This is a genomic window from Pseudomonas caspiana (genome assembly GCF_040224095.2).
Taxonomy (GTDB): Bacteria; Pseudomonadota; Gammaproteobacteria; order Pseudomonadales; family Pseudomonadaceae; genus Aquipseudomonas; species Aquipseudomonas caspiana.
Genome location: NZ_CP167995.1, coordinates 2,145,657 through 2,169,686, shown reverse-complemented (window position 1 = coordinate 2,169,686; position 24,030 = coordinate 2,145,657). Strand labels below are relative to the sequence as shown.

Annotated in this window: 24 protein-coding genes and 1 pseudogene; 3 read left to right on the top strand and 22 right to left on the bottom strand. The window is 54.3% G+C overall.

The window, feature by feature from the left end; genetic code table 11:
• Positions 1-250: 250 nt before the first annotated feature.
• A complete protein-coding gene (locus ABRP31_RS09975; protein ID WP_349970907.1) occupies positions 251-838 on the bottom strand; it encodes a hypothetical protein in 588 nt (195 codons plus the stop codon).
• Between the two features lie 74 nt (positions 839-912).
• On the opposite strand from ABRP31_RS09975, the gene ABRP31_RS09970 reads away from it, so the two are divergent.
• On the top strand, positions 913-1,188 hold the full coding sequence (locus ABRP31_RS09970; protein ID WP_349970908.1) for a pyocin activator PrtN family protein: 276 nt from the start codon (positions 913-915) through the stop codon (positions 1,186-1,188).
• 147 nt (positions 1,189-1,335) lie between these two features.
• Here the strand turns inward: ABRP31_RS09970 and ABRP31_RS09965 are convergent.
• Positions 1,336-1,479, bottom strand: a pseudogene (locus tag ABRP31_RS09965) (site-specific integrase); the annotation flags it as partial.
• A gap of 468 nt (positions 1,480-1,947) precedes the next feature.
• On the opposite strand from ABRP31_RS09965, the gene ABRP31_RS09960 reads away from it, so the two are divergent.
• Positions 1,948-3,072 (top strand): HNH endonuclease, encoded by a 1,125-nt coding sequence (locus tag ABRP31_RS09960; protein ID WP_349970909.1) that lies wholly within the window; start codon positions 1,948-1,950, stop codon positions 3,070-3,072.
• Between the two features lie 26 nt (positions 3,073-3,098).
• Here the strand turns inward: ABRP31_RS09960 and ABRP31_RS09955 are convergent, their stop codons facing one another.
• The 3 genes from ABRP31_RS09955 to ABRP31_RS09945 all read right to left on the bottom strand — a co-directional run bounded on the left by ABRP31_RS09955 (position 3,099) and on the right by ABRP31_RS09945 (position 7,828).
• Positions 3,099-6,041 carry a P-loop NTPase fold protein gene (locus ABRP31_RS09955; protein WP_349970910.1) on the bottom strand — a complete coding sequence of 981 codons (2,943 nt, stop codon included), beginning with the start codon at positions 6,039-6,041 and terminating at the stop codon, positions 3,099-3,101.
• Positions 6,042-6,129: 88 nt separating this feature from the next.
• The gene (locus ABRP31_RS09950) at positions 6,130-7,410 is read right to left on the bottom strand and encodes a Y-family DNA polymerase (protein ID WP_349970911.1); all 1,281 of its coding nucleotides are present in this window, start codon (positions 7,408-7,410) and stop codon (positions 6,130-6,132) included.
• A complete protein-coding gene (locus ABRP31_RS09945; RefSeq protein WP_349970912.1) occupies positions 7,397-7,828 on the bottom strand; it encodes a translesion error-prone DNA polymerase V autoproteolytic subunit in 432 nt (143 codons plus the stop codon). The genes ABRP31_RS09950 and ABRP31_RS09945 overlap by 14 nt, the downstream gene beginning before the upstream one ends.
• Positions 7,829-7,926: 98 nt before the next feature.
• Here ABRP31_RS09945 and ABRP31_RS09940 point away from each other — a divergent pair, with 98 nt between their 5' ends.
• Positions 7,927-8,613: an SOS response-associated peptidase family protein gene (locus ABRP31_RS09940; protein ID WP_349970913.1), complete on the top strand. Its 687-nt coding sequence runs from the start codon at positions 7,927-7,929 to the stop codon at positions 8,611-8,613.
• A gap of 1,024 nt (positions 8,614-9,637) precedes the next feature.
• Here ABRP31_RS09940 and ABRP31_RS09935 read toward each other — a convergent pair.
• The 17 genes from ABRP31_RS09935 to ABRP31_RS09855 all read right to left on the bottom strand — a co-directional run bounded on the left by ABRP31_RS09935 (position 9,638) and on the right by ABRP31_RS09855 (position 24,028).
• On the bottom strand, positions 9,638-10,432 hold the full coding sequence (locus ABRP31_RS09935; RefSeq protein WP_349970914.1) for a DNA adenine methylase: 795 nt from the start codon (positions 10,430-10,432) through the stop codon (positions 9,638-9,640).
• Positions 10,433-10,586: 154 nt separating this feature from the next.
• Positions 10,587-11,081 carry a lysis system i-spanin subunit Rz gene (locus tag ABRP31_RS09930; protein WP_349970915.1) on the bottom strand — a complete coding sequence of 165 codons (495 nt, stop codon included), beginning with the start codon at positions 11,079-11,081 and terminating at the stop codon, positions 10,587-10,589.
• Complete coding sequence (locus ABRP31_RS09925; RefSeq protein ID WP_349970916.1) at positions 11,078-11,515, bottom strand: cell wall hydrolase; 438 nt, start codon at positions 11,513-11,515, stop codon at positions 11,078-11,080. The genes ABRP31_RS09930 and ABRP31_RS09925 overlap by 4 nt, the downstream gene beginning before the upstream one ends.
• A gap of 58 nt (positions 11,516-11,573) precedes the next feature.
• Positions 11,574-12,617 (bottom strand): contractile injection system protein, VgrG/Pvc8 family, encoded by a 1,044-nt coding sequence (locus tag ABRP31_RS09920; RefSeq protein WP_349970917.1) that lies wholly within the window; start codon positions 12,615-12,617, stop codon positions 11,574-11,576.
• 57 nt (positions 12,618-12,674) lie between these two features.
• Entirely contained in the window at positions 12,675-13,331 is a 657-nt protein-coding gene (locus tag ABRP31_RS09915) for a hypothetical protein (protein WP_349970918.1), read from the bottom strand.
• A gap of 63 nt (positions 13,332-13,394) precedes the next feature.
• Positions 13,395-13,601 (bottom strand): tail protein X, encoded by a 207-nt coding sequence (locus ABRP31_RS09910; protein ID WP_349970919.1) that lies wholly within the window; start codon positions 13,599-13,601, stop codon positions 13,395-13,397.
• On the bottom strand, positions 13,576-14,421 hold the full coding sequence (locus tag ABRP31_RS09905; RefSeq protein WP_349970920.1) for a phage tail protein: 846 nt from the start codon (positions 14,419-14,421) through the stop codon (positions 13,576-13,578). Before ABRP31_RS09905 ends, ABRP31_RS09910 begins: the two co-directional genes overlap by 26 nt.
• An 8-nt stretch (positions 14,422-14,429) precedes the next feature.
• Positions 14,430-16,949 carry a phage tail tape measure protein gene (locus tag ABRP31_RS09900; protein WP_349970921.1) on the bottom strand — a complete coding sequence of 840 codons (2,520 nt, stop codon included), beginning with the start codon at positions 16,947-16,949 and terminating at the stop codon, positions 14,430-14,432.
• A 141-nt stretch (positions 16,950-17,090) separates the two neighbouring features.
• The gene (locus ABRP31_RS09895; protein ID WP_349970922.1) at positions 17,091-17,393 is read right to left on the bottom strand and encodes a phage tail assembly protein; all 303 of its coding nucleotides are present in this window, start codon (positions 17,391-17,393) and stop codon (positions 17,091-17,093) included.
• A gap of 9 nt (positions 17,394-17,402) precedes the next feature.
• Positions 17,403-17,912: a phage major tail tube protein gene (locus ABRP31_RS09890; RefSeq protein WP_349970923.1), complete on the bottom strand. Its 510-nt coding sequence runs from the start codon at positions 17,910-17,912 to the stop codon at positions 17,403-17,405.
• An 11-nt stretch (positions 17,913-17,923) separates the two neighbouring features.
• Entirely contained in the window at positions 17,924-19,105 is a 1,182-nt protein-coding gene (locus ABRP31_RS09885; protein ID WP_349970924.1) for a phage tail sheath family protein, read from the bottom strand.
• Between the two features lie 77 nt (positions 19,106-19,182).
• Positions 19,183-19,857 (bottom strand): hypothetical protein, encoded by a 675-nt coding sequence (locus ABRP31_RS09880; protein ID WP_349970925.1) that lies wholly within the window; start codon positions 19,855-19,857, stop codon positions 19,183-19,185.
• Positions 19,858-19,914: 57 nt separating this feature from the next.
• Positions 19,915-20,280 (bottom strand): phage tail assembly chaperone, encoded by a 366-nt coding sequence (locus ABRP31_RS09875; RefSeq protein ID WP_349970926.1) that lies wholly within the window; start codon positions 20,278-20,280, stop codon positions 19,915-19,917.
• A 10-nt stretch (positions 20,281-20,290) separates the two neighbouring features.
• Complete coding sequence (locus ABRP31_RS09870; RefSeq protein WP_349970927.1) at positions 20,291-22,219, bottom strand: phage tail protein; 1,929 nt, start codon at positions 22,217-22,219, stop codon at positions 20,291-20,293.
• Positions 22,219-22,821 carry a phage tail protein I gene (locus tag ABRP31_RS09865; RefSeq protein WP_349970928.1) on the bottom strand — a complete coding sequence of 201 codons (603 nt, stop codon included), beginning with the start codon at positions 22,819-22,821 and terminating at the stop codon, positions 22,219-22,221. Before ABRP31_RS09865 ends, ABRP31_RS09870 begins: the two co-directional genes overlap by 1 nt.
• Complete coding sequence (locus tag ABRP31_RS09860; RefSeq protein WP_349970929.1) at positions 22,818-23,705, bottom strand: baseplate J/gp47 family protein; 888 nt, start codon at positions 23,703-23,705, stop codon at positions 22,818-22,820. The genes ABRP31_RS09865 and ABRP31_RS09860 overlap by 4 nt, the downstream gene beginning before the upstream one ends.
• Positions 23,702-24,028: a GPW/gp25 family protein gene (locus tag ABRP31_RS09855; RefSeq protein ID WP_087274692.1), complete on the bottom strand. Its 327-nt coding sequence runs from the start codon at positions 24,026-24,028 to the stop codon at positions 23,702-23,704. The genes ABRP31_RS09860 and ABRP31_RS09855 overlap by 4 nt, the downstream gene beginning before the upstream one ends.
• Positions 24,029-24,030 lie beyond the last annotated feature (2 nt).

Here is a 24,030-nt window from a genome sequence, read left to right as displayed (position 1 = left end):
ACTGACACACAACCAGAACCTAACCGCTTTGCTCCGCATCACCGACAGCATCACCGCGCAAAAAACAAACAGTCTCTGCTGCGCAGCAGCAGGCATTACTGCTCTTTGCCGCAGCACCACCGAGGTGCTTATACCCCACGAAAAGCTGCGCGAGGCAGCCACAACCGATACAACGCTGATAGCTCAGGATCGCCCGCTCGCGCAGCTTTTGGTGGGGTGTCAGAGGTATTTGAAGTCAAAATGTGCCATGTTAGAGAGAGGCAATTTCCTCATCCCACTTCTCAAGCTCAGCCAGCAAGCTTCTGGCTTCCCGCATCACGAAAGAATGGCGAGTGAAATCGTCATAAAGAATTTTCTCCCATGCAGCCCCCACGACAGCGTTTTCTCTAAGCCCAATCAAGTAATGAATCATCTCGATGTGCATAGACGTAAGCGGAATTTCCTTCAACATCGCAGCGCTGGATTGAAGCTCGTTGAATATGTGCGGATCATCCAAGCTGGGTGGTGTAATCAGTCTGTAGGTAGAGGGAGAAATGGCTCTCAAATTTGTAACGCGCTCGAAAAGCCTGACTTGGTGATCCTTAAGAGCTATCACCGCATTCCTTGCATCTTGCCGTTGAGTTTTGTCTTTGTCCTTCTCAGCCTGGAGAGCCTGCTTACGCTGAATCTTAAGCGTCGAAATACCTACAAGCATGGCAGCAACGGTTGCAACGCCCTGAAACCAAGCTTCAAGCGATTTAGCCCCGATGGTATGAAGCCCCCCCATAACCAAGGCGACGATGACAAAGGCCAAAATGTAGGTCCGATAATAATCCCAACGGCCATCCGTTTTGTTCATCTCAACTCCAGCATAATTTTGGCCACAAAAAACCGGAAAGGCAGAAATCCGACCTCATTAGGTGGGCCATCAGTATGAACACCGCATTCATTCTGATGGCTCAATACAGTGGCCGGGCAATCATCCCACTAGATGAAGTTTGCAAAGACTACTTTACGCACCTCACGCCGGAGATGTTCCAACGCAAGGTGCTCGCTGGCCAAATCAAGATCCCGATAACGCGCTTGGAGCTTAGTCAAAAGAGCGCGAAAGGAATCCATATCACCGATCTAGCAGCATACCTTGACCTTCAGCGCGAGGCCGCCGTGAAGGAATGTGCTCAACTAACCGGCTATCGCCGGGCCAGTTGATTACTTCTCCATCCGAGCGCCCAATTTAACGGGCGCCAGGATAATCGGCTGAAGCCATGACCAGCCGATATAGGGATCCCCCCTCCCACGAAGATGGGTATAGCGCCGCAATGAGTTCCAATCACGGTGGCCCGAAACACTGGCCACTCTGCGAACCCAAGCCTGAGCTGCTTGTTTCCGGGCGAAGGTCTGGGCCTCTTGATAGACTATCGTCCCTTGCTGCTTGATCCGGATTTGAGCGGTGTAGCTGACTGATCCGTCGACCTTCTTTCTTGGTCTGATAGTCGCCATGGCACCGGTGGTACAAAGTAGAAAGTTAGGGGTACATTGCACCACCGACATCCAAAAAACGCCTGAAAATGCCCTAAAACGCATCAAAACACGTAGAGCCAAATGGTACAGAAAACCCGCCACACACCAGTATATACGAGCGATACAGTGATTAGACGCTTCTCCGTCGCCCCCATGATGGACTGGAACGACTCTTAGCTCAGGCCCTAATCTACGTGGCCGCCACGAAAGGCGAATATTCTCCGTACCACTTCTGTACCACCAACTGCGTACCGGTGCCTGCCTCACATACCGAGTCGCTCCGAGGCTAATCACCCGGGCTCTGGTTTCCCGCGAACGCAAAAAAGCCCACCGTACTGGCCGTTCTGGGGGGGGGATTTAAAAAATGTCCCGCTGTATGTAAAGGCATTGCCTCCTATGATTCCGTGTTAATGTTCTTGAAAGTGCGAATCTATTCGAGCAATAGCCATGGCGAACACAACTTACTGTGCTCTCTGCGAAGAGCAGATTGAATTCTCCAACAATTCCCGCGAGCATATCATTCCGCATTCAATAGGAGGCCGACGCAAAATCCGGTCGTTCATCTGCATCGATTGCAATAGCCGTACGGGCGATAGCTGGGATGCAGAGATTTGGCGGCAATTCTCCCATCTTGCGATGATGCACGGCGTTGATCGAGAACGAGGAATTCCACCGAGCATTAATATTAAAACCATCGATGGAGAAAATTACCTGCTGCTACCTGACGGCAGCATGACGATCCCTAAAGCTACCTACAGGTCTGAGGCAAACGAAAAAGGTTTGAAGATTCATATCACAGCAAGCGACAAGGCCACTGCTCGAAAAATGGTAAAGCAAGTGGCGAAAAAGAACCCAAAGGTTGATCTAAACTCATTCATGACTGACATGGCAGTTACAGAGACTCTCCTTGAATCACCCGTGACTTTCTCCGCTCAATTCGGTGGAGAGCTTGCTGGACGTTCAATAGTTAAAACTGCGGTTGCATTTGCTGCATCCTGCGGTTTGAGTTCCCAGAACTGCGATGCTGCGATGGAATACTTGAAGAGCAAAACTGCACTACCATCTTACGCATTTTTTTACTTGCGTAATCTGGTGAATAATCGACCGTCAACGCACGCCCTCAATTGTGTAAGCATTGTAGGTGTACCCGCTAAACGGCGATTACTAGGCTATATTGAATATTTCTCCATGTGCCGGGTCGTGGTTATATTGAGTGAAAAATATCATGGACCCAGCTTACATGCTACCTACGCCTTTGACCCCGCCACCGGATCTGAAATCTCACTTACCGTAGACCTTAACTTATCCGATGATGAACTAGAGATGGTCCGCGCCAATCAAGCGTCGACCGATGACGCCTATTCTACCGCTTTGAAGGAAGGCTTCGATATCATCTATAAACGCAGCCAAACTCGACACCTAGAACGCGAGGCAGGCAATGCCGTCAATCATGCGTACGAGCTGATGCGCATTTCAAGAGACAGCGCTATTCCTCCTGAACGTGCTCATGAGTTTTCCAGCCTGTTCGCAAGTTACCTCGCGTCGAAGATAGCTCACATGAATCGACGCTAGACATCACCGCGAGAAGATATTGTGACTTAGACCGCCCCCTCGGTTAACTCATCAAGTACTTTATAAACCTCCTCCAACTTCGCTGCATATGTTGCAGTATAATTTACAGTAATCACATTTCTTTCGACCCCTGTCAAACCCATATCCATAATACATTCACGATTCCGCCGCCAGTAGAGGCCCATTTGAATAGGGCTCAAACCGCCTGACAACCCTTTTGATGTAGGAATATAACCTCTCCCTGCTATCATCGAATAGAAATCATTCGTCAGATTAGCTAAACAGTAATCTATAAAATGATAGGCATTTTTTGGGCTCAAAACTGGGCAAAAACAGACTTCGAAGATGTAGCGATTCGTGATTTCAGCTATATCAGCTGAATCTCCTTTCCCGCACTCATCATAAACACCACAGCCCACGCCAGAACCACGGCCTCGTTCTAGATTTGCTAATTGATACGAAATAAATGTCTTTACCGAAGAGCGCGTAGCGGCCACCCGATCCGTTAACGGCCTGCTGCCTGGATTAGCTTGTACGTATTCACTATCATAATGGTTAGCCGCCTCCCCTAGGAAATCCACATCGGGAACTAGGTCAACCTCATCAAAGAAATTCAGACCACTATCTATATACCTTCTCTTAAACCTCGAAAATACTTCCTGAGACAAATACCTCATTCCCTCAACTGCAAGATATTCAACCGGACCGGTCGTTGCGGCGTTAATATCCTGATGCAGGATGAGTGCGGACTGTAAATTATGCAACTGCCCTTTCCTGTCTGCGCAACAAATCAGCCTGAACATCATTAGATCATTCCATCCTAAGACCCCTCTCTCAGGAGAAACTAGCCTATCGATCAAACCCTTTCCTTCATATTCCCCTTCCCCATAGATCCTCCTTGCAATCTCAACTATTTTTTCAGCGTTATTATCCGTGCGATTAGGCTCCCCCCAACCAGCCCTATCCAACAGACTACCTAGCGTAAAAATAGATCTAGGGCGAAGCGAAAGTTCAAAGAAGTCTAACCATGAGTATTTTGGTAAATAGTCTACAAGCGTATTTATTGCCTCGCCTGCAATTGGACGACTTAAGTTCTGAGACTGATTAGTTAGCACACGCCAAAATTGTTCTTGCGCATGCTCCCCATCCGCGAGAGCAAAAACCCTCTCTTCTAAAACCACACCTACAGACTTACCACTCGCAACACGAGTCACCGCATCCTTATAAAGGATGTATGTTTTACGCGGTTCAGGCTGAGATAAATGCACAATGAGACTTAAATATTTATCAAGATTACGATTTTCTCGACTGTTAAAACATGCTCGCGTCTTGATTGCATCCTCATCAGCTTGTTGGTAAGTTCCATACCCTAGAGATTCTACACAGAAAAGCTGCTTCAACAGAAATTTGGCACTGGGTTCCGTAACACCACCCAAATAGTCTCCAAACTTTTTATGATTAGCATAACCAGCTTGTTTCGCCCCCCTCACAACCCCAAAAAACCCTAAACGCCCCTCAGCCTCTTCATTATAAACATCCCTAAATACCGCAGGATAGTTCAAATATATCAAAACCAAATTGACTATATCTCTGCTATCGAAATCAGTAGCAACCCAGTCTATTCGCTCCAACTGCATAACAATCAATGAATTTACAAACCGTTTAACCTTCCTTAAATCTCCAATCAAAGGCTTGTAGTCCGCTACCGACTCCCCATCAAGCAGATCAGCTAATGTGCTAAGTATTGAACCCAGCTTCAGCATACTATCTGCGGGAACAGAGACCACATTCGCCCCTTGAGACTTCCAGTCAAAATCCAAATACCTTTTAATATACTGAACATCAACAAACAAACTAATCTTGACCATGACAAACTTTTCTAAAAACTCTCGTGCCTTCTGCCCATCAGATGCGCCCCTTATTAAGTTTTCAGTATCATAACAAAGAATATAAGTAGCTTGAGACAGATTAAATGTCCGGCGCACGGTAAAAAACACATTATTAACCGTAGCAGCTTCAAGCCGGTCCAAGTCATCAATAACGATCACAACTCGTTTCCCCGCTCTCTTCAGCACATCATCGATATCTTCTAGCAAATCATCAATTGTATCTACTGCAGGCTCGAGCGATAGCTTAAATCCGAGAAAAGAAAAATCGGCCTTCCCTTTTATAATTCGCGAATAACGGCTAGCAAAAGGCTTGAATTCCGGCACGAAAACTTGCTTCTGAATTACAGCAGATAGTTCCCTAATAAATCGTACAGCCAAGTCTGGCTCAGATGCATATCTAAGTGACTCAAAACGAAAAACAATAGCCGAGTCCTTATTATTTTTTTCCCAATGCTGTTGAGCAAGATTTATAAAACTCGTTTTCCCTACTCCCCATGGACCATCGACGCCAAATACCAAGCTCGCATGAGCGCCACTCGCCATAACAGTATCCGCGAAAGCTTTAGTCCGATCATCAGATGTAAATACATCCTGCGACGCTTCTCTTATCTCCTCGTCGGCGAGAAAATAGCCTTGCGTGTCTCTGCGCACCAAACTAAGTAAATACCCTCTAATTAGCGAAGATATCAGCATCAGTACCAGCATCGTCAAAACGACTGATGCCCAATATGCGTTGCTTTTCTCAACCACATCATGTCCAGGCCTTAAAAAAGGTTCAATCAGGAAATTGCTCCACACTCCAACCAGCAACGCTCCGAGCAAATCAATTCGCATGCTTTTTCCGAGACGCGCAGTAGCTGCGCAAGCACCACGCCCCCACGCATATAACGCACACACTCCAACTATAAATATTATGCCAATAGCAATTGGAAGTAGTGTAAAGCCTGTCAGCTTGACCGCTAAATTCGAACCTGAATAATAAGAGACACGAAAAATTTCAGCACCAATTACTCCAACCATAAATGCTTTAATATATACAATTAATTCAGGCATTTTTACTACTGATCGAGCCTCAGCCATTCCCCGCTCCCATCCCTTGGTCAAATTTTATCAGGCTTAGCTCTCTTCACTGCGAAGATCGTATTCAAGCCGCTAGTTGGTAGCGTAGCTAATCACATTTCACCGTCCATAGCTGACTTAGATTTGTCGTAAAGCTCTGACTCATCATTTCTCGCCGCATTGCCCAGTCTGGATCTGAGGGCACATTTGCGGTGCGAAGCGTCCCGCGCCCCCATTTTTGATTGATTTCGTCTAGGACGCCCATCACTTTCTCTGCTGCTTGCGGCTGGCATGGCGCGAACAGGTCATCGGTGAATTCGCCAGGCTGTCGCAAATCCATCAGCAGCACCTCAGCCTTGCTGTATTTGTACCCAGGCCGGAACAGACGGTTGACCGCCTCAGTCGCAGCCTTGGTCATCAGGCGCACATCGTTGGTGGGATACGGCAGCTCAACCAGAGCGCCGTTGGCATATTTCGCCTCGTCCGGATTGAACATGCCTGTTCGGATGCTGACTCTGATCTTTTTGCACAGCGAGTTCTGCGCTCGCAGCTTCTCGGCTGCGCGCTGAACGTAGGTGGCCACCGCCTCTTTTATAGGCTTGATGGTGGTAAGGCGCTTGCCAAACATCCGGCTGGAGCAGATCTCCTGCTTCGGCGGCTCCTCTTCGCCCAGCTCTAGGCAACTGATTCCGGATAGCTCGCGGACGGTCTTCTCGATGACCACACTGAATTTCTTCCCAAGCATCGTCGGATCGGCCTTGGCCAAGTCCATCGCGGTCAGGATGTTCATCGCTTCGAGATGGGCTTTCATCTTGCGTCCAACGCCCCACACCTCTGAAACCGCCGTGTTACGCAGCACCCATGCACGCTTGAATGGATCGCAGATGTCAACTACTCCGCCCGTATTGGACTGCAGTCGTTTGGCTGTGTGGTTGGCCAGCTTTGCCAGAGTTTTGGTCGGGCCAATCCCTACGCCGACCGGAATACCGGTTGCTCGGTGTACCGCGGCACGGATCGTTCGGCCAAATGCAGTCAGGTCGCCAGGGATGCCGGTGAGGTCGCAGAACGCTTCGTCGATGCTATACACCTCAACAGCGGGCACCATTGACTCGATGACGGTCATGACCCGTTCGCTCATGTCCCCGTACAGCGCATAGTTGCTGCTGAACGCCTGGACGCCGTTTTGCCGTAGCGCGTCCTTGATCTGGAAGTACGGCGCGCCCATTTTCACGAACGGCTTTGCGTCGTAACTGCGGGCAATGACACAGCCGTCATTATTGCTCAGCACCACTATCGGCGTTTTCGCCAAATCGGGCCGGAACACCCGCTCACAACTGGCATAAAAACTGTTGCAGTCGACCAGTGCGAAGACTGACTCACGAGTTGTCATGATCGCGCACGCTGTATTTCACAACGCCCCAGATCACTAACTCGTCGCATTCCAACACATGGCGTGGTGGATATTTGGCGTTTTCAGAGGTGAGCATGCACACGTTGTCACGCATATGGAGACGCTTGCACACCGGCTCTGAATTGAGCGCAGCAATAACGATATCGCCATGCTCTGCGTACAGGCTGCGATCAACGATCACGATGTCCCCGCTGTATATGCCCGCCCCTTGCATGCTGTCGCCCTCGATCTTGACCAGGTAGACATGCGGCGCTCGGATGTCGAAAAGCTCATCCAGGGAAAGATGCTTTTCGATGTGATCAGCGGCCGGTGACGGAAATCCCGCAGGCACATGGAAAGAATAGAGCGGGAGCTTTTCGCCCCCAGTAGACACTGGGCCAAGGACGGTAACGGTCATGATGCTAACCTAACGCTAAATACTGTATGAACGTACAGTTAACGATTTCGAAAGGCTGTGGTCAATCTCATGTGTAGGACATTTCGACGGGTGACATCATGTGCGGACGCTACTCGATCTACGAACCTATGGCCCACTACCTGAAAGAGTTGGGGTCAAAACAGATCGTGATCAACGGTTATGACGAGTGGCCGATTGAACGCTACAACGTCGCACCCAGCACTCGCGTGGAGGTCATTCGGGGGGTGGAAAATGGTATTAGCGTGGACAAGGTCCGCTGGGGATGGTCGCCCTTTTGGGCGAAAGGGAAAAGGCCCGACCCGATCAATGCGAGGGTCGAGACAGTAACGACGGGGAAATTCTTCAAGCAGCTTTGGCCAAATGGCCGTGTGCTTGTACCAGCAAATGGATGGTTTGAGTGGGTCAAGGATCCAGACGACCCTAAGAAAAAGCAGCCCTACTTTATCAAGCTGAAAAGCCAGGCTCCCATGTTTTATGGCGGGCTGGCTCAGGTGACGACCGGACTGGAGCCGAGCGATGAGGATGGGTTTGTGATCATCACCGCCGCCAGCGATCAAGGCATGGTAGATATCCACGACCGGCGACCGCTAGTGCTGACACCGGAATACGCGAATGAATGGCTTGAGCCTGACCTATCACCCGATAGGGCGGCGGAAATTGCGATGGAATGCTGCGCCCCGGTCGATGATTTCGAGTGGTACCCGGTGAGCAAGGCCGTGGGCAATGTTCGTAACCAAGGGGGTCAACTGATCGAGCCCATTTAGAAGTCAACAAAATTTTAGCCGCTAAAATTCGGCAAGCTAGATTCATAGCAATCTTGCCAGGGTGTCCTCGCTACCTAGCCCGGACCATTGCTATCGGGCACTTTTAACTATACGTATCTACAGATACCTATCTCTAACTCTACGTATCTACAGATACCTATCTCTAACTCTACGTATCTACTGATACCTATCTCTAACTCTACGTATCTACTGATACCTATCTCTAACTCTACGTATCTCTAGATACCTATCTCTAACTCTACGTATCTCTAGATACCTACCTTTAACTCTACCTATCTCTATCTCTATCTCTATCTCTATCTCTATCTCTATCTCTATCTCTATCTCTATCTCTAACTCTACATATCTCTATCTGCCTCCCCCCTACAAGCTGTTCGGCCCTGCAATTGGCCCTTTAACGGTTTAACGGTTTAACGGTTTAACGGTTTAACGGTAATGCTGAGCCTGCCGAGCCCCAGCCCTTTGCACCCTGCAGCCCTGATGCGGCCAGATTTAATGTGGATCGCACTCACCATTAATTAGGAAACAAAATTTGATGTAGCGCGCCTACATGGAAATTGGATTGTACAATCCAAAAAGTTGGCTACAAAAAATATTGACGTGGGAATAGGAGTTGATTAAGGTGACTTAAATCTTCGCCGCAACTATAGCCAAACAACCTTAACGGGTAAGCTGTGCGCGAATGGTTTTAAGAAAAAATGTAGTCAGCTTTAATGAAAAGGCGGAAGGGTTCGAGCCCTCCCACCTTATTTGCGAAAGCGCATAAACGTGAATCCTGAGGACGTTTAAGCCTTCAGCGCTTAGCTTTTCGTCTTACCTTCAGCAAGGAGACGTTAGCACAAGACGCTGGCGGGACCAAGACTCAGGCAACCAGAACCATGGGTATCCCGCCATGCTCAAAGAGCTACTCGTCCTGCTTTTGATAGAAGTAGTGAAACTGCTGCAAATTCTACTGACGTGACATAAAGGAGATAGGCAGGATTCCAGAATCCTGCCGTCACCCTCAGAACAGGCAGCCTAGAGCCGATGGTACCCAGTTCATGATCACCAGCTCACCCGATATCCCCGCCGCGCCCTGCCGTTGGTTAGTGGTTGTATAGCGAATATCCAGTGTTTCAAAATGGAAGCCATCGAACACGCGGCGAATATCCGGATGGTCGTTGATGCTTACCATTACCTTGCCTTTGCAGCGCCGCATGAAGTCGACCATGCGCTCGTAGTTCTCAAACGGGAAGTCGACACCATAGCCGGTGGTCTGCCAGTACGGCGGGTCCATGTAATGGAAGGTGTGGGCACGGTCGTAGCGCTCTGCGCACTCCAGCCACGGCAGGTTTTCAACGTAGGTGCCGGACAACCGTTGCCAGGCTGCTGACAAGTTCTCTTCAATCCGAAGCAGGTTGATCGCCGGTGCCGTCGTTGCGGTACCGAAGGTCTGGCCAGATACCTTGCCAGCGAAGGCATGGTGCTGCAGGTAGAAGAATCGAGCGGCACGCTGGATATCAGTGAGTGTTTCCGGACGGGTCATCTTCTGCCATTCAAAGACCTGGCGCGAACTGAGCGCCCATTTGAACTGGCGGACAAACTCTTCAAGGTGATTTTGGACGACGCGATATAAGGTCACCAAGTCGCCGTTGATGTCGTTCAAGACCTCAACGGGAGCTGCCTGGGGACGCATGAAATAGAGGGCCGCACCTCCAGCGAATGCTTCAACGTAGCATTCATGAGGCGGAAAAAGAGGTATGAGGCGGTCGGCCAGGCGACGTTTGCCGCCCATCCAGGGAACGATAGGTGTGGACATTAATTGCAAACCTTTACTGTATGGATAAACAGTTGCTAGACTCCGCTCCGCTTTGTGCACGAAGCGGGAGTCTTGGCTGGACTTGCAGGAAAAGGGCTGCGGGTTCGGCGTTCAGTCCGGATGTTGACGCATCCGGGCTGATCGCTCCTTTTGATTATTCGGGCTGCCCGAGGCAAACCGTTCTGACGTACTGCTGCAGTGCACTCAGTTGCCGGATGGCGTCGTCGCCGTCTGTTCCGGTATGGAGAATTCTTTCTGCAACCGCTGGGTCAAGTTCGGCTCGACCCTCTTCATCAGGCTGGCCGGTGGGGCTTGGGGTGGTTCGCACTGCGGGACAACTGGCTTTGACGTACACCCGCTGAGCGCCAGTAGCGACAGCAGCAAGCAGGGGCTTATTCGTTTCATCGGCTTTGGCCTGGTCCTGAGTGTGCTGCGTGTCGAGATCGAGCAGCAGCTTCTGGGTTTTCTTTCTGGATTCATTCGCAGCGGTGAGCTGCCCCACCTTTTCCCGCTCGGCATCACGCTCAACCGTGACGGCATCGCGAGCGACCTTCACGGTATCGAGACGCAGGGCCAGGTACGCGACAGCCACCAGCAGCGCGACTAACACCCAGACCCACATCGGCACCAACTTGAAGAGAGCCGTCATGGCACGTCCCGGAAGAAAATGTGACGACCAAGCTTCAGCGTTCGCTTGGCATTGGCTGCCCAGTCCGGTGCTTTCGGCATCGTGGTGGAGTAATAGTGAGTGGCTCCGCCAGTGGGATCAGGTTGCTTGCCGTCAATGACGATTGCAGCGGCCTGACGGGCCTGAGCGAATTGGGCCGGGGGAATCGGCTCAGCACCGCTCAAAAATGGAAAGTTCGGATCGTTCTTGTTCCAACAACTGAATTGCCATGCTTTCTGGCATACGCCTGTATAGCCCTCACCCCACCAATCCGGTTTACCGTCGTTGTGCAAATCCATGTCCACGCGGTTGCGAATGGACCAGGCCACCGCGACCATACCCGCCAGGCCTTCACCACGGGCTTCGCCCCACAGGGTCCGGGCGAGGATGTCGCGGTCTCTTTCAGTAACAGTCATGCTTTTCTCCAGACGAAAAAAAACCGCTCAATGGCGGCCTTGGGGATCGATGGTTTCGTTACAGCTGTACTACCTTGACTGGCTTCTTCTCCTTCTTTTTCTTGCCTTTAGCTTTGGCTTTACCGGACTTGCCACCGTTGCATTCGACGGTCGTTGTCCAACCAGACTGGGTGAACATCTGTTCAACTGAGTCGACCAGGTACTCACCATCCAGTCCGACCTTGAAGCCTTGGGCATTCACGATGCGTTCGGCAAACAGATCCGTACGCCCGGCCATCTCCAGCCGGACACCCGCAGTGCTGCGATTGAACGCTGCCAGCCGGGCCTTAGCCGCCTGCTCTGCTGCTGACTTGTTGGGATAGATGTGCCGGTCTGTGTGCACGGGTGGCATGCCATCTGGTGATTCGTCGTTGCTCAGCTCAACGACCTGCAGTTTTCCGTTCTTCTTGTCCTGGTGCTTGGTCTGAACAGCCTTGTGCGTGGACTTGTCACCGAGCCGGAATTGCCAACGCGATACATCACTGACCCGAATCGTGACCACGCCCAGCGCTTTGCCGCTCGCGCTCTCACTTCCCTGACGCTGCATCACCAGCAGCTTGCCGTCCGCAACTTTGGCGGTGCAGTCGTACTGTTTGGCCAGACGAGTGATGAAATTGAAATCCGATTCGTTGAGCTGATCGACACGAGGGATTTTCGTTTGCACCGGACAGACAGGCTCCCAGCTATTACGAGCCGCCACGTCGCGAACGATCTGCTGCAGCGAAACGTTTTCCCAGCTGCCACTGCGCGTGGTCTTGCCACTGCCCCGCATGTCACTGGCTTTGCCGCGAATAACCAGGGTGCTCGGAGGACCCGAGACATCGATATCGTCGACGGTGTAACGCCCCACTTTTGTGAGCGCGTGACCGGCGTAGCCCAACTGCACCTCGATGCCCGCACCGCGCGGAGGCAAGGCAATAGCACCATCGCGATCATCAAGACGTAGCTCAAACTCATCCGATTCAAGGCCAGGCTTATCGGAGGTGCGTAACGAAAGAAGCCGATCATTGATCAGCGCGGTGATGTCCTTGCCATCGGCAATAACTCGAAAGGTCGGCTTCATAAAATCTCGTGCAAAAAAAACCTCGCCAAGGCGAGGTTATGATTTATCTGATTGAGGCTAGAAAGCTTCAACTGGCTTGGCCTGCTTCTCTTCAATCCTCTTAGAATCGAATTTGGGGAATGAGAAACGAATCACTAGAGCATTGAAAGGCGGCATACTCGCAACCACCATATCTGCTGCGCGGATGTTGTCAGGTTGGGATGCGAGGACGCCTACCAGATTCTCGTTCCCCTGGAGATCAAACTTGCCTTCCAGAAAGGTATAAGTGAACTTCCCAGAGCTGACGCCAAGAGATTCATAACGGTTAACCATTGCCTCCAAATCTTCATTTGAAGGCGTATCAAAGAGCTCAGCGATGTCCACCACCGTTTTGTCATCACTCATACGAACTATGGTGAACGTCTTATTAAGTGCAGCACGAACATCAGAATACGCAGCTTGGCTAAAGGCCGTCATCAGACTGACCATCGTCAACTTCGAATCGGAAAATAGGAGCGATAGCGTGAATTTTTTACCGAGGAAGTCGACGTTGTTTCGGCATAACGCGTCTTGCCCCACAGACTTCGTACAGTTGTAAAACCCTTTCACAGTTGCATAGGTTTTTTTATCGGTGCCGTACGCATAATCTTTGAACAGATTATCCGCAGCCCAAGCCGCACTCATGTTAGTCACACCTGCTGCTAACAGCAGTAAAGCCCCGATTGTCTTATGCATGGTTCCATCCGGTAGATTCGATTAATGGCGGTAGGCTACCAGCCTGATTCTGACCTGTCTTGCTCAATCCCACAGTTGAATGATCTCCTCAGTCGTTACCGGCATATCCGGCAACACGATCAGCACCCCATCACGAAACGGCTGAGGCTCATCTGCCAGACCCTGATTGGCATCCAGCACCGCCTCAACCGAGCCATTCAGGTGCCCGTAATACTGCTGGCACAGGGTGTCCAGCAGGTCGCCGTTAGACGTTCTGCAGGTCGTCGCCATAACTTACAAACTCCAGTGAAAAGCCCTGTTTGCGAGGAATACCCCCGGCAAGCAGATTGCTTTGTTCTTCATCGACACTGAGCAGGCACCAGTTGCCCAGCACCTGGCCGTACCCTGTCGTGAGGCTTAGCGGTTGCAGGTTGCGGCCCATGCTGCGCAATGTGTCGAGCTGTTTGAGACCGCCCTTGAAGCCGGGAAAGATCACGCCCTTAAGACTCAGTTTGTCCTCTCCCTGCCCGATCGCTTGCTGGGCGATGCTGCGGGTTAGCCGTTCCTGACCGGCCCAGCGAAACCCCGTCTGCCGACGCAACTCGTCAAACGCGGCCGTATCAAGGTTGAAGTAGTACGGCTGCGAATCGGCCTTGAGTGGCTGAATGATCAGCAGATGGGGGAACGGCTTCACCGCCTCCGGAGCCGGTGTCGCATCGGTTGCCAGGCTGCTGGAGGGGACGATGCTACCCAGCGAGGGACTGACACTGCCCGCGATCCGATTGACTGCAGCACCCGCCTTCGCGGCCTGTTCCTTGAGCCTGCCGATGCTGTCCTGCACTTGCGAAAACGCCCGAGTTGCCCGGCTGTAGGTCGCAGCCACCTGACCGACCTTCGCCTGAGCGGCGCTGATTGCCCGCATGGTCCGCTGCAATTTTGCCCCGATGGCAGGACCAACGAATGGCACGTTTTCCAACTCGGAGGCCGCCCCTGTGATATCGCTGACCGCACCGTTCATAGGCCCGAGCATGTCGTCCATGTTTCGCCGACCGGCCTCACCGGCAGCAACCAGCGATTTCAGCCCGGACTGCAATTGTTCTGTGTACGTCATCACACCTCCTACGCCACATCGGGCTGATCAAACAACTGGCGGGCCGAGGCCTGCCGACTGAACTCATCGAATTGCCGCTGCAGGAACGGGGCAATTTCCCTTGCCAATTGAGCAGGGTCTTTCACGTCGCCCTGCACAGAGACCGCTACATTCGGTGCGAACGCGAACTGCTGATCAATCTTCGGCGGGGCTGGCTTGCTCTGCTCTGCCGCCTTGGCGATAGCAGGTATCGACTCAGGCGTAGGGGAAGCGGTTGCCATGGACTTGACGACATCTCCCGGGGCGTTCGCCCCCTCACCCGATCCAAAAAAGGACTTACCGAGAAAACCACCAAGACTCTCGCCGCCCATGCCGCCGAGAAACGCGCCTACGACACCACCAATCGCGGTACCGATCACCGGCACAATGGACCCTATCGCTGCCCCTGCTGCACCACCGGCCAGCGCACCGCCTAACCCGCCCGCCGCACCGCCATAACCCTCGGCTTTTTCGTCCTGGGTCTTAGCGTTCTGAAAGGTATCCAAGGCCATCAGCCCTGCATCGAGAATCTTCCCACCCGGTATTGCCTTGGCGACACCGCCCAGCTTCCCGGCAGCGCCGGTCAGCCGGGCCATTCGTCCCGGTGCAACAGCCGGAGCAGTTGATGCCGCTGAGGGCTGTAAACCACCGGCACGAGCACCAGCACCACCGCGACGACGTCCACGTCGCGAACGACGCTGGCCGCCAGCCTGACCTCCCCCGCCCGGGCCACCACCGATGGCATTGGCATTGACCACAAAGACCTTTTGCGGCTGACCATTGGCCCCGCCATTTCCGTCGTTGCTCGCACCGCCAAGCTGATCAAGCACCTTCAACCCCGCGCTGACAGGATTGAGGCCCTTGCTCTTGGTGCCAGTTTCCAACAATCGCCGTCCGCCTGATCGCTCCAGAAGAGAGCCGCGAGCAATATTGGCAATACCCCGACCGATCTTGACCGCGCTCAAGACTGACTTCAGGGCGACCAAACCTGCCCCAAGTGTCGTGATGCCCAGCACAACGGGTTTGGCATTGTCCGAAAGTCCGGTAAACCCTTTAGCCACCCAGGCGATGCCTTCAGCCACCTTGTCGGTCGCAGGACGAATGGCATCACCAATGCTGCGCATCGAGTCGTCGAGTGCCTGAAAGGTCTCTGACCAGATCTGCGACGAGGTCTGCCGACGCTCTGCCAAGTTCTTGTCGAGAATGCCCGTCGCGCTCTGGGCATCGGTCTTCAACTGCTCATACAGCGCTTTGTTTTGCGAAAACGCTGTCAGTGCCGCCTTGACCTGCATGTCGGCGAACAAATCACCTGTGCGAAGGGACTTCTCCAAGGACTCAAGCATCGACTTGGCTTTGACTGGGTCGGCTTCCTTGCTGATCCCAGCCATAGCCTCGGCCATTTTCTTGGCCTGCTCGGGGTTCGTGGCTTGAACGTAACGCTGAGCCAGGGCAAAACTCGATTCGAGGGTCGACATGCCCTTTTGAATCCCGGTATTCAGCGATGCCTGGTAATCAATCCCGGCATCCTTGTAAGCCTTGACCACATCGCCCGAACCAATTTTCTCGATCCAGTTCTTCAGGTTGTTTGCGGCTTCGTCAGAACCGCCGGCCGTTTTCATTTGCACCTGCAGCATCGCACCCAACTGCGCCACCGAATCAAGTCCAGTGCTGCCGTTTTTCTCCATGCTAGCCAGCAACTGCGGAAACCACTTCGCCATGTCGGACGCCTCGAAGCTACCCGCCTGCCCCTGCAGGGCGATGCCTTCCAAGGCCTTTTCCATCACAGCCGGGTCAACGATCTTGGCGTTTTGCTGCAGGGCCATGATCATCTTCGCGGTGTCTTCCCCACCGGAGCCCTGACCGATGGCGAACTTGGCAGCAACCGGCGCGTATGACAGGGCCTTGTCCAGTTCCATACCGGCTCCGACCAACTGGTTGACCAGGTCAGCCACATCGTTGCGCCCCATGCCGGTCTGCTGGGAGGTTTCGATGATCGTCCTGTTCATCTTTTCCTCTTCTGGCTTGTTCGCCACACCAGCCTTGATCGCGATATCGCGAACGATTGCCTGGTAATCCGCGCTGATCTTGGTCGGGATCGCCAACGCACCGACCCCAGCCACGGCAGTCCCTATGCCGGACTTGAGACCAGTCTTACCCTGTTCGACCTGTTGATGCCCTTTGACCTTGAGGTCGATTCCCTTGGCGACATTGCCGAGAGACTGATATTCCTGCCTCAGTTTACTGACCTGAACACCCTGCTTTTTAAGGCTGTCCAGGTTCGTTTCAAGCTTGCGCAGTAACCCCGACGCTGAGGCAGAGCCGCTGTCGTGGGCTTTCTTCCATTCATCGCGCAAGCGCATGGTTTCGCCAATGGTGTTCTTCAACACCTTGGCCCGATTGCCCTGCTGCTCCAGTTTCTTGATGCGGCCCTCAACCGAGTTGAACGCGGCACCGAGCGTCGAGCTGACAGCACCGCCAATCACCAGCCCGAGCGATAGATTGTTCGCCATCGTCCACCCCATTTATGCGGGAAAAAGGCTCAGTCCGTGAGCCACCAGACCATGTCAGAGAAAGACATCGACATGATCTCTTCAGCGGAAAAGTTCAGCTCTTTGGCGAGCCGCTTTGCCGCCAATTTCTGTAGCTTGGGGTCAAAGCTCATCATCCTGGACCATACGAAAATAGCCCGCCTGGAGACGGTTGTAGTCCTTGAGCGGCAACCCCTCCAGATCCTTGGAGCCCATCTCAGTGAGCGAGGCAAACAGCATCATTTCCCGCTGCTCGGAGTCGCCGTTAGATGTGGCCGTCGCGGCGCGGACATCGCGAACAGTTGGCTCGCGCATGGTCACGGTATCGACTTGCACACCATTCACCTCTGCAGGCCTGCTGAGTTTGATCTGGGCGTGACCGGCAGCGAAGGTTAACCACGAGTAGTTTTGCGTTACTTGAGACATAAAAAATCCTTAGAGGCCAAGGGCCGAGCGAACAGCAGCAAGTTGATCAACACCGTCAACAACACGGACCATGGCGAGAGGATCGATCTCGTACATCACTCGACCATCGACCTCGACCTTCCAGTAGGTCAGCGCCACGGCATGCTTGATTTCGGCCTTGTCGCCGGTCTTCCAGTCGCCAAGGTCGACCTCTTTGAGCATGCCGCGCAACGTGACCACCACCGGAACGACCGTGCTTCTCAGTCCCTTGAAAGCTCCACGGAACGTGCCGTTAAAAGCGGTGCCGTCTGCCAGGCCGAAATACTTCAGCGACTCGCGGCGTACCCCCACGGTTACAAAAGAGGCCTCGCCTTTCTCCATGCCCATGTCCATTTCGATAGGTGCATCCATGCCCCCGGCCCGGTGCTCTTCCGTTTTGAGCGTGAACTTCGGCAGGGTCAGGCTGGCGACATCGCCGTTGAAACTAACGCCATCGACGAACAGGTTCAGGTTGAACAACATCTGCGGAATCATTGCCATGTTTTTGCTCCTTAAGCGGCTATGTCGAGCACTTCAGTGATGTAGTCGTCCGTCACTTCGACGAGGAAGGTCGGGTTCTCCGCAGGCGGCACGTCGGTAAAACGAATACGCCAGAACACGCGACCCTCGCTCAGTTGGCTGGCCGTGTTGAGTTCGTTGTCCGGATAGACTTCGAAGTTGATCACCGCGCCCTCGTTCTTCAGGTCGCGCATGAAGGCTTGTAGGCCTTCGGTCACGTCTTTGACGTAGGTCTTGGTGATGGAGCGGTCGACCGCCCATTTGTGGCCATAGAGAATGGCGGCCATGACCATGTCTTGCGTTCGAACCCGGGTGACAAATGACCACTTGGGATCACTCGACAGCGTGCGGTTGCCCCACAGCCGATAGCCGTCATCGCGGATGATGGTGGTGATGTGAGCCTTGTTCAGCAGGTTCGCCCGGCACGTCGCATCACCGTCCAGAAACTCAACCGAACGAGTCGTGCCCGTGATGCCCACAAATTCCTTGTTCGACGGCGACGCCCAGAAGCCGTACTCGCTGTCTGTCCATGCAAACAAGCCAGCGGTCCAGGCTGATGCCGGTGCGTCCACCGTGGCATTGGCGACCGTGCTCCAGAACTGCACACCAGGATCGACCATGAACAGACGCTTGCTGCCGAAGTTTGCGGCGTAGGCAATCGCGGCTTCATCCGTAGTGCCTGGCCCGTCGATGATCGCAATAGCACCGAGTTTCCCAGCCAGCGCATCCATTTCAGTCGCCACTGCCTGGATACGGGAGTGACCCGGAGCGATCAACAAACGAGGCTGAGCGTTGAACAAGCTCTTGCCATCCAGCAGCGCCTGCAGCCCAGAGCGCGCTCCGGATGCCTTCACCCCCCCGATGACGGCAGAGGTCAGCGCGGCTTGGTCGGCAGTCTCAGCAACACCCACCGCGACGATCACCGCTTTGGCGCGCTTGTAGATTGCAGCCGCTGCCAGAGCAATAGCTGAGCCTGTACCGAATGCTGCAATGGCTTCACGCTCGGTCGTCAACAGCACCGGAACGCCAACAACGGCGGTAGGGATGCCGTCGGCCAGCGGCCCAGCAGAAAAGGTGTCCACCAAGCCAATGATCGAGGACGACGGCAGCGAGATCGTACGCGATCCCGTATCGACGCTCGTGACCGTGACACCGTGAAAGAAATCAGTCGCCATAAAGACTCTCCAGATACGAAAAAAGCCCGCTGAGCGGGGTTGTGTGTGAAGCCTGCGTTACGCGTAACGGAGGGGGGTTAGATGGAGGTCCACGGGTTGATCTTGAAAGTCATCCCCTTGGCTGGCTCATCGAGCTTGAACGCGTGATCCGGTCGGATCTTGAAACCGAGACGCACGACAAAGGCGCGGTCCGGCTTGAGCTGCCAGACCCAATACAGGCCGTACCAGCGCGCCCAGCGACCGGGGCGCTGCGCCGTCACGAACTGGAAGCCGCCCTTGCCCGGACTGTCTTCCACCAACGGCTTGCCCAAGTAATCGATCTGGCATTCCGCTACAGGGCAGCTAAAGGCCCGCAGCAAGCGCATGTTATTGACCGGGTTGCGCACTGCAGCCCACCACCAGCGGGCCAGCCAACTGGTGACGGCGAGCGGCGCAATGGGCAAACCGGCGCGCCGCAGCAATGGCAGCAGGCCAAACAGCACCTGGGCATCACAGTTCTCTGCCCACCAGTTGCGCTTATCGCCGTTGATGCCGTCGAAATCATTGCCGAACAGCCACGCCCAGCGCGGCAGGTTGACGATGGGACGCCCATCGCTGAGCGAGACACCCGGAACCGCCCAGAACACCGCCAGCGCGACCACAGGAAGCCCCAGCACAATCGGTACCATCCGTAGGAACAGCAGCAACAACCATTCGATACGGGCAAAAGCCAGCGCGCATAGCCAGGCCGCGCCATTGAAGACGTTTTTCATCGTTGAACTTCCAGTCAGGGAAAGCGGAAAAGAAAACGCCCCGTCAGTGCAGGGCGTTTAAATGGTGTCGAGCCAGTCAGGTGCGACCGGGCGAGCGCTTGAGTCGGGAAAGTCGGACGACTCCGGCCAATCCCGCAAAGCTTGAATATGCTTGAGCAATGCTGCGTACTGGTCAGGCGTGAGCGTTGTTTCCCGTCCCAGCTCCAGCTCGTCGCGATGCCGATCACGCGGCCCGGTGACCGCAACTAGCTGGCGGTCACGCCACTGACGCTCAGTGTCGATTAAGCTTTGCCGCTCGGCGTCCGCCATCATTGCCAACAGCTCGGGCGCACTATCGTCCAGCCACTGCTCGGCGATGCCGGGTTGTAAATTCGCAAACTGGCCGACAATTGCACCTGTTTCATTACGTTGAACAAATGGCATGCATCCCCCCTTAGGAAAGCTCCGTGTATCCGAGAGAAGTGACCGAATAGAACCCGGCATTACCTTGCGAATACTGCAAAGCAATAGCTCTTCCCGTGTCGGTGAGAATATCGAACGGAATAGATCCAAAGTCGATATCTGACGTGTTCATACCCAAACCGGCGCCCCAGGCTGCCAAGCTGGCAGCGGAGTTAGTGGCTACCAATAACTTGATGGGAATCTGCGCGGCGTCGGTGGAACGCGCATAGAAGCTGGAAGCATTGCCAGTAAATGCGGCTTGGAACTTGGCAATAACGCGAACACCGGGCGGCACTGTCATCGTCAAAGTGATTGCATTCGTATCCGTATTCGCGACCAGCGACCCAGCCGCCTCTTTCACCGGCGTAACCCACCAGAAATGGCGACCTACGTTGATAAACGGGGTGATGGAACGAGCAGGAGCAGGCACACCACTACCCGCCGTGCCAATGGAAGCTATCCGCCTGATCAACTCATACCCATTCGGAACAACAGCCGCTGTCAGACTTTTCGAGAGCAGCATGTCAGCCGCACCGTCCGCGAGTCTCCGGATCACAAAGACGTGATACCAAGACGCCTCGGCACGCACCCCCGTGTCCAGCTTGTTGCCACCACTGCCCGCAGACCAAGCGCCCGCATCCTGCAGAACCCCTGAAATTGTTTCGGTTAGTACAACCGGACTACCTCCAGCACGCGCGCAACCGGGAGCAAGGTCAATCGTCGTTTGCGGCGACGTAGCATTCATCGACAGCCCAAATCCGGTCAGGTAGTAACGAGGCATTGCGGCCGAAAGACTGGCGGCCAAGGCCGCAATGTCGATACTTCCCTGATTAACCGGCGCAGCCCACGCCTTGATACACCACATTACCGCTATGTTTCGCGGCCGTGTCTCTTCACCGCCGAATGCTGCTGTGCTGTCGGACCTGTCCAATCGCAACACGCCGGTATCGGATTCGGTTGAATCGTCATGGGCCAGCTTTCCAGCCCCTAAGGGCGGTAGCCCGCTATGGCTGTGACTTTCTAGCTGCCCGGCCTGATAGCTGCCCAAAACGCGACCGACATCCACGCCACGGCCGTGATCCCAGCCCCGAAAGAACTCACCGCGAGACTCGGGCAAACGCGTCCAACCGGCTGCGTCTCCAGCACGATTGTGTTTTTTGTTCAGGTGAACGGCCAAGTCAGGGTAAACCGTGTCCTGGAACAATTCGCCATTAACTTCAAGAAAACCAGGGGGGGCGGAATCAACTGAAAATGGGAACATAGCCCCCACGGGAAGAGACGAGGATTGTGCGACCAATGCTTGAGTTTCTTCCTTCGTATACGCATTTTTGATGTTGTTCCCGTCCAGCGTGTCCGGGTTATCCCCCGACACGACGATACCCTGCTCGTTGACCTTGACCCGAGTGAACTGACCCGCTGTCTTGTTCTTGGGCAGGACGTTTAGAATGGCCGCATCAACGTAAGCCCGGGTTGCCAGCACAACGGTGGAATCAATTTTCAGCTCAACGCTGCCCGCGTTACTGACGATGATATTCAGGCGCACGATCTGCGTGCGGCCGGAACCTTGTACCAGTAGTGGCTTGAACGACGGCGCGCAGTTTGCCACCGCAACGAAATCACCATCGGCGTCATAAAGGCCGATTTCGCGAATCCAGAAGCCGCCGACATCGGCCGGAATGACCTGCTCAGCAATGATCACCGAGGCGTTGGCCGGGTCGATCTTCAACTGGTTCAGAGGTGCGCGCCGCACTTCGTTGATCAGCTTGGTTTGTTTCACGTCAGGGACAGGATCCGCACCGTTGGCATCACCAATCGCCATCTGCGTGATCTTCCAGGGCACGCCCAGCGCATCAGCGTTCGCCTGCTTGGCCGCGCCGACGTTGGTCAGCGTGGCAAAGAACTGTGAGTTCTGGTTAATCATTAGAAGACATCCAAAGTATCGATAGAGGTTTCACGCGCCACCATCCCGAAAGAACCCGTGACCTCGATGTCACGCGGCACAGGGGGATAAATGTCGATTTCGTCACCTTCGTAGAGGCAGGCCGACATGTACTGGCGACCAGTGCTTTCGAGGCTGATCGCCAGCCCCGTGAGGTGACGACTGAGCGGCTTGGCGTCATCGATGAGCCACACCAATTCCTGATAGGTTTGCTCTGTAATGCCGGTTTCAAGCACACCGACTTCCAGAGCGAAGGTGCCAGGAACACCCTCAGGCATCGTCTCCCACCACTCTTGCACCTGGACCAAATAGCCCAGCGGCTCGACGACGCGACGAATCGCGCCAATCGTTCCTTTGTGTTTGTGGATGTAGAACGAGGCGCGGATGGCGGCCCGTTTAACAGACTCTGACCAGGTGTTGTCCCAGCGGTCCACGGACCAGGCCCAAGCGAGCTGGTAGAGCAAGTGCGCCGGGCAGGTATCGGGGTTGTACAAGGTGCGTAGTGGGACGACGGTCTGCTCATCAGCGGCCGCTTCCAATCCCCGTTCCAGCGTGACGCTATTGAGCGGGATCAGGCTGGTCATATTGCAGCTCCAGGCACAACTTCAAACCCTGTACACCAGGCGGCCTGAGCTTTGGTTACCGGGATGTCCACCCAATCCGTCAGCTCAACCTTACGGACACCGCTAATGTGCAGCTGCGCATCGATGGCCGAGCGAGAGATCTCGACGCCCAAGCGGCGACGAGGGTTGATCCAGTCAGCCAGGCGCTGAATACACTCAGCCAGGACCGCCTCGTTCTCCGAGCCGGTACCGGCCATGTGCACCACAGCGTCGATTCGGTACGGCAGCACCTGAGCGCCCCGAACAATGACCCTGTCGCCCAGCGGTCGCACGTCTTCATCATTGAGCCCGGCGCGCACCACGTCCAGCAACTCGTCATCAGCAGTGCCATCGCCCTCCAAGGCCAGCACCGTCACCACCACCGTGGCAGGCGAAGGACTCTCAGCCGATGCATCGGCGACTAACCCCGAGGCGTTTCGAGCGTGAAGGATGTAGCTGTTTCTGGGTCCTGCTGTAGTCAGTCCCTCGTACACCAGCTGGATCCGCTCGCGTAGCGCATCGTGCTCTTCCAGCACTTCGCTCACCGGCGGGACCGCCGTCAGATCCTCGGCCTGAACTACCAGGCGTTGCAGGTTGACGTTGGCAGCCAAGTGGTCAAGGTCGGTCCCTTTGGCGTGGGCCAGCAGCAGCGCCTTGGCAGCGTCATTGACCCGCGCCCGATTGCCCACCTTTCGATAGGCTCCAACCTCCAGCAGCTTGACCACTGGATCGCTTTCAAGCTGAGCCGTCCAGCTGTCGCCCATGTAAAGGCGGAAGGTTGCCAGATCTTCCTGATAGACCTCTTCGAAATCGAGGTCTTCCAGCACTTGCGGCGCGGGCAGCGCCGACAGATCAACGGTACTCATGCCGTTACCTCCACTATCTGGGAATCGCCCAGGTACTGCCCGGTCAGTTGCAGGGTGATCTTCCCGCCGACTACTGCTACCACCCGGACGCGCTCCAGTTTCAAACGCGGCTCCCAACGTGACAGCGCCCTGGCTACCTCAGCCTGAACGGCACTTTTCCAACCGTCATTGACGGGTAGATCGACAAAGCGACGTATCTTGCTGCCGTACTCGGGACGCATACGACGGCTGCCAATCGGCGTGCTGAGGATGTCCTCAATGGACTGCCGCAGATGCTCGACGCCGGAGATGGGCAAGCCGGTGCGACGGTCCATTCCGATCATGG

Excerpts from the sequence above, each read along its gene's own strand:
- ABRP31_RS09975 (WP_349970907.1), bottom strand. The coding sequence starts at position 838 with ATGAACAAAACGGATGGCCGTTGGGATTATTATCGGACCTACATTTTG.
- ABRP31_RS09970 (WP_349970908.1), top strand. The coding sequence starts at position 913 with ATGAACACCGCATTCATTCTGATGGCTCAATACAGTGGCCGGGCAATC.
- ABRP31_RS09960 (WP_349970909.1), top strand. The coding sequence starts at position 1,948 with ATGGCGAACACAACTTACTGTGCTCTCTGCGAAGAGCAGATTGAATTC.
- ABRP31_RS09955 (WP_349970910.1), bottom strand. The coding sequence starts at position 6,041 with ATGGCTGAGGCTCGATCAGTAGTAAAAATGCCTGAATTAATTGTATAT.
- ABRP31_RS09950 (WP_349970911.1), bottom strand. The coding sequence starts at position 7,410 with ATGACAACTCGTGAGTCAGTCTTCGCACTGGTCGACTGCAACAGTTTT.
- ABRP31_RS09945 (WP_349970912.1), bottom strand. The coding sequence starts at position 7,828 with ATGACCGTTACCGTCCTTGGCCCAGTGTCTACTGGGGGCGAAAAGCTC.
- ABRP31_RS09940 (WP_349970913.1), top strand. The coding sequence starts at position 7,927 with ATGTGCGGACGCTACTCGATCTACGAACCTATGGCCCACTACCTGAAA.
- ABRP31_RS09935 (WP_349970914.1), bottom strand. The coding sequence starts at position 10,432 with ATGTCCACACCTATCGTTCCCTGGATGGGCGGCAAACGTCGCCTGGCC.
- ABRP31_RS09930 (WP_349970915.1), bottom strand. The coding sequence starts at position 11,081 with ATGACGGCTCTCTTCAAGTTGGTGCCGATGTGGGTCTGGGTGTTAGTC.
- ABRP31_RS09925 (WP_349970916.1), bottom strand. The coding sequence starts at position 11,515 with ATGACTGTTACTGAAAGAGACCGCGACATCCTCGCCCGGACCCTGTGG.
- ABRP31_RS09920 (WP_349970917.1), bottom strand. The coding sequence starts at position 12,617 with ATGAAGCCGACCTTTCGAGTTATTGCCGATGGCAAGGACATCACCGCG.
- ABRP31_RS09915 (WP_349970918.1), bottom strand. The coding sequence starts at position 13,331 with ATGCATAAGACAATCGGGGCTTTACTGCTGTTAGCAGCAGGTGTGACT.
- ABRP31_RS09910 (WP_349970919.1), bottom strand. The coding sequence starts at position 13,601 with ATGGCGACGACCTGCAGAACGTCTAACGGCGACCTGCTGGACACCCTG.
- ABRP31_RS09905 (WP_349970920.1), bottom strand. The coding sequence starts at position 14,421 with ATGACGTACACAGAACAATTGCAGTCCGGGCTGAAATCGCTGGTTGCT.
- ABRP31_RS09900 (WP_349970921.1), bottom strand. The coding sequence starts at position 16,949 with ATGGCGAACAATCTATCGCTCGGGCTGGTGATTGGCGGTGCTGTCAGC.
- ABRP31_RS09895 (WP_349970922.1), bottom strand. The coding sequence starts at position 17,393 with ATGTCTCAAGTAACGCAAAACTACTCGTGGTTAACCTTCGCTGCCGGT.
- ABRP31_RS09890 (WP_349970923.1), bottom strand. The coding sequence starts at position 17,912 with ATGGCAATGATTCCGCAGATGTTGTTCAACCTGAACCTGTTCGTCGAT.
- ABRP31_RS09885 (WP_349970924.1), bottom strand. The coding sequence starts at position 19,105 with ATGGCGACTGATTTCTTTCACGGTGTCACGGTCACGAGCGTCGATACG.
- ABRP31_RS09880 (WP_349970925.1), bottom strand. The coding sequence starts at position 19,857 with ATGAAAAACGTCTTCAATGGCGCGGCCTGGCTATGCGCGCTGGCTTTT.
- ABRP31_RS09875 (WP_349970926.1), bottom strand. The coding sequence starts at position 20,280 with ATGCCATTTGTTCAACGTAATGAAACAGGTGCAATTGTCGGCCAGTTT.
- ABRP31_RS09870 (WP_349970927.1), bottom strand. The coding sequence starts at position 22,219 with ATGATTAACCAGAACTCACAGTTCTTTGCCACGCTGACCAACGTCGGC.
- ABRP31_RS09865 (WP_349970928.1), bottom strand. The coding sequence starts at position 22,821 with ATGACCAGCCTGATCCCGCTCAATAGCGTCACGCTGGAACGGGGATTG.
- ABRP31_RS09860 (WP_349970929.1), bottom strand. The coding sequence starts at position 23,705 with ATGAGTACCGTTGATCTGTCGGCGCTGCCCGCGCCGCAAGTGCTGGAA.
- ABRP31_RS09855 (WP_087274692.1), bottom strand. The coding sequence starts at position 24,028 with ATGATCGGAATGGACCGTCGCACCGGCTTGCCCATCTCCGGCGTCGAG.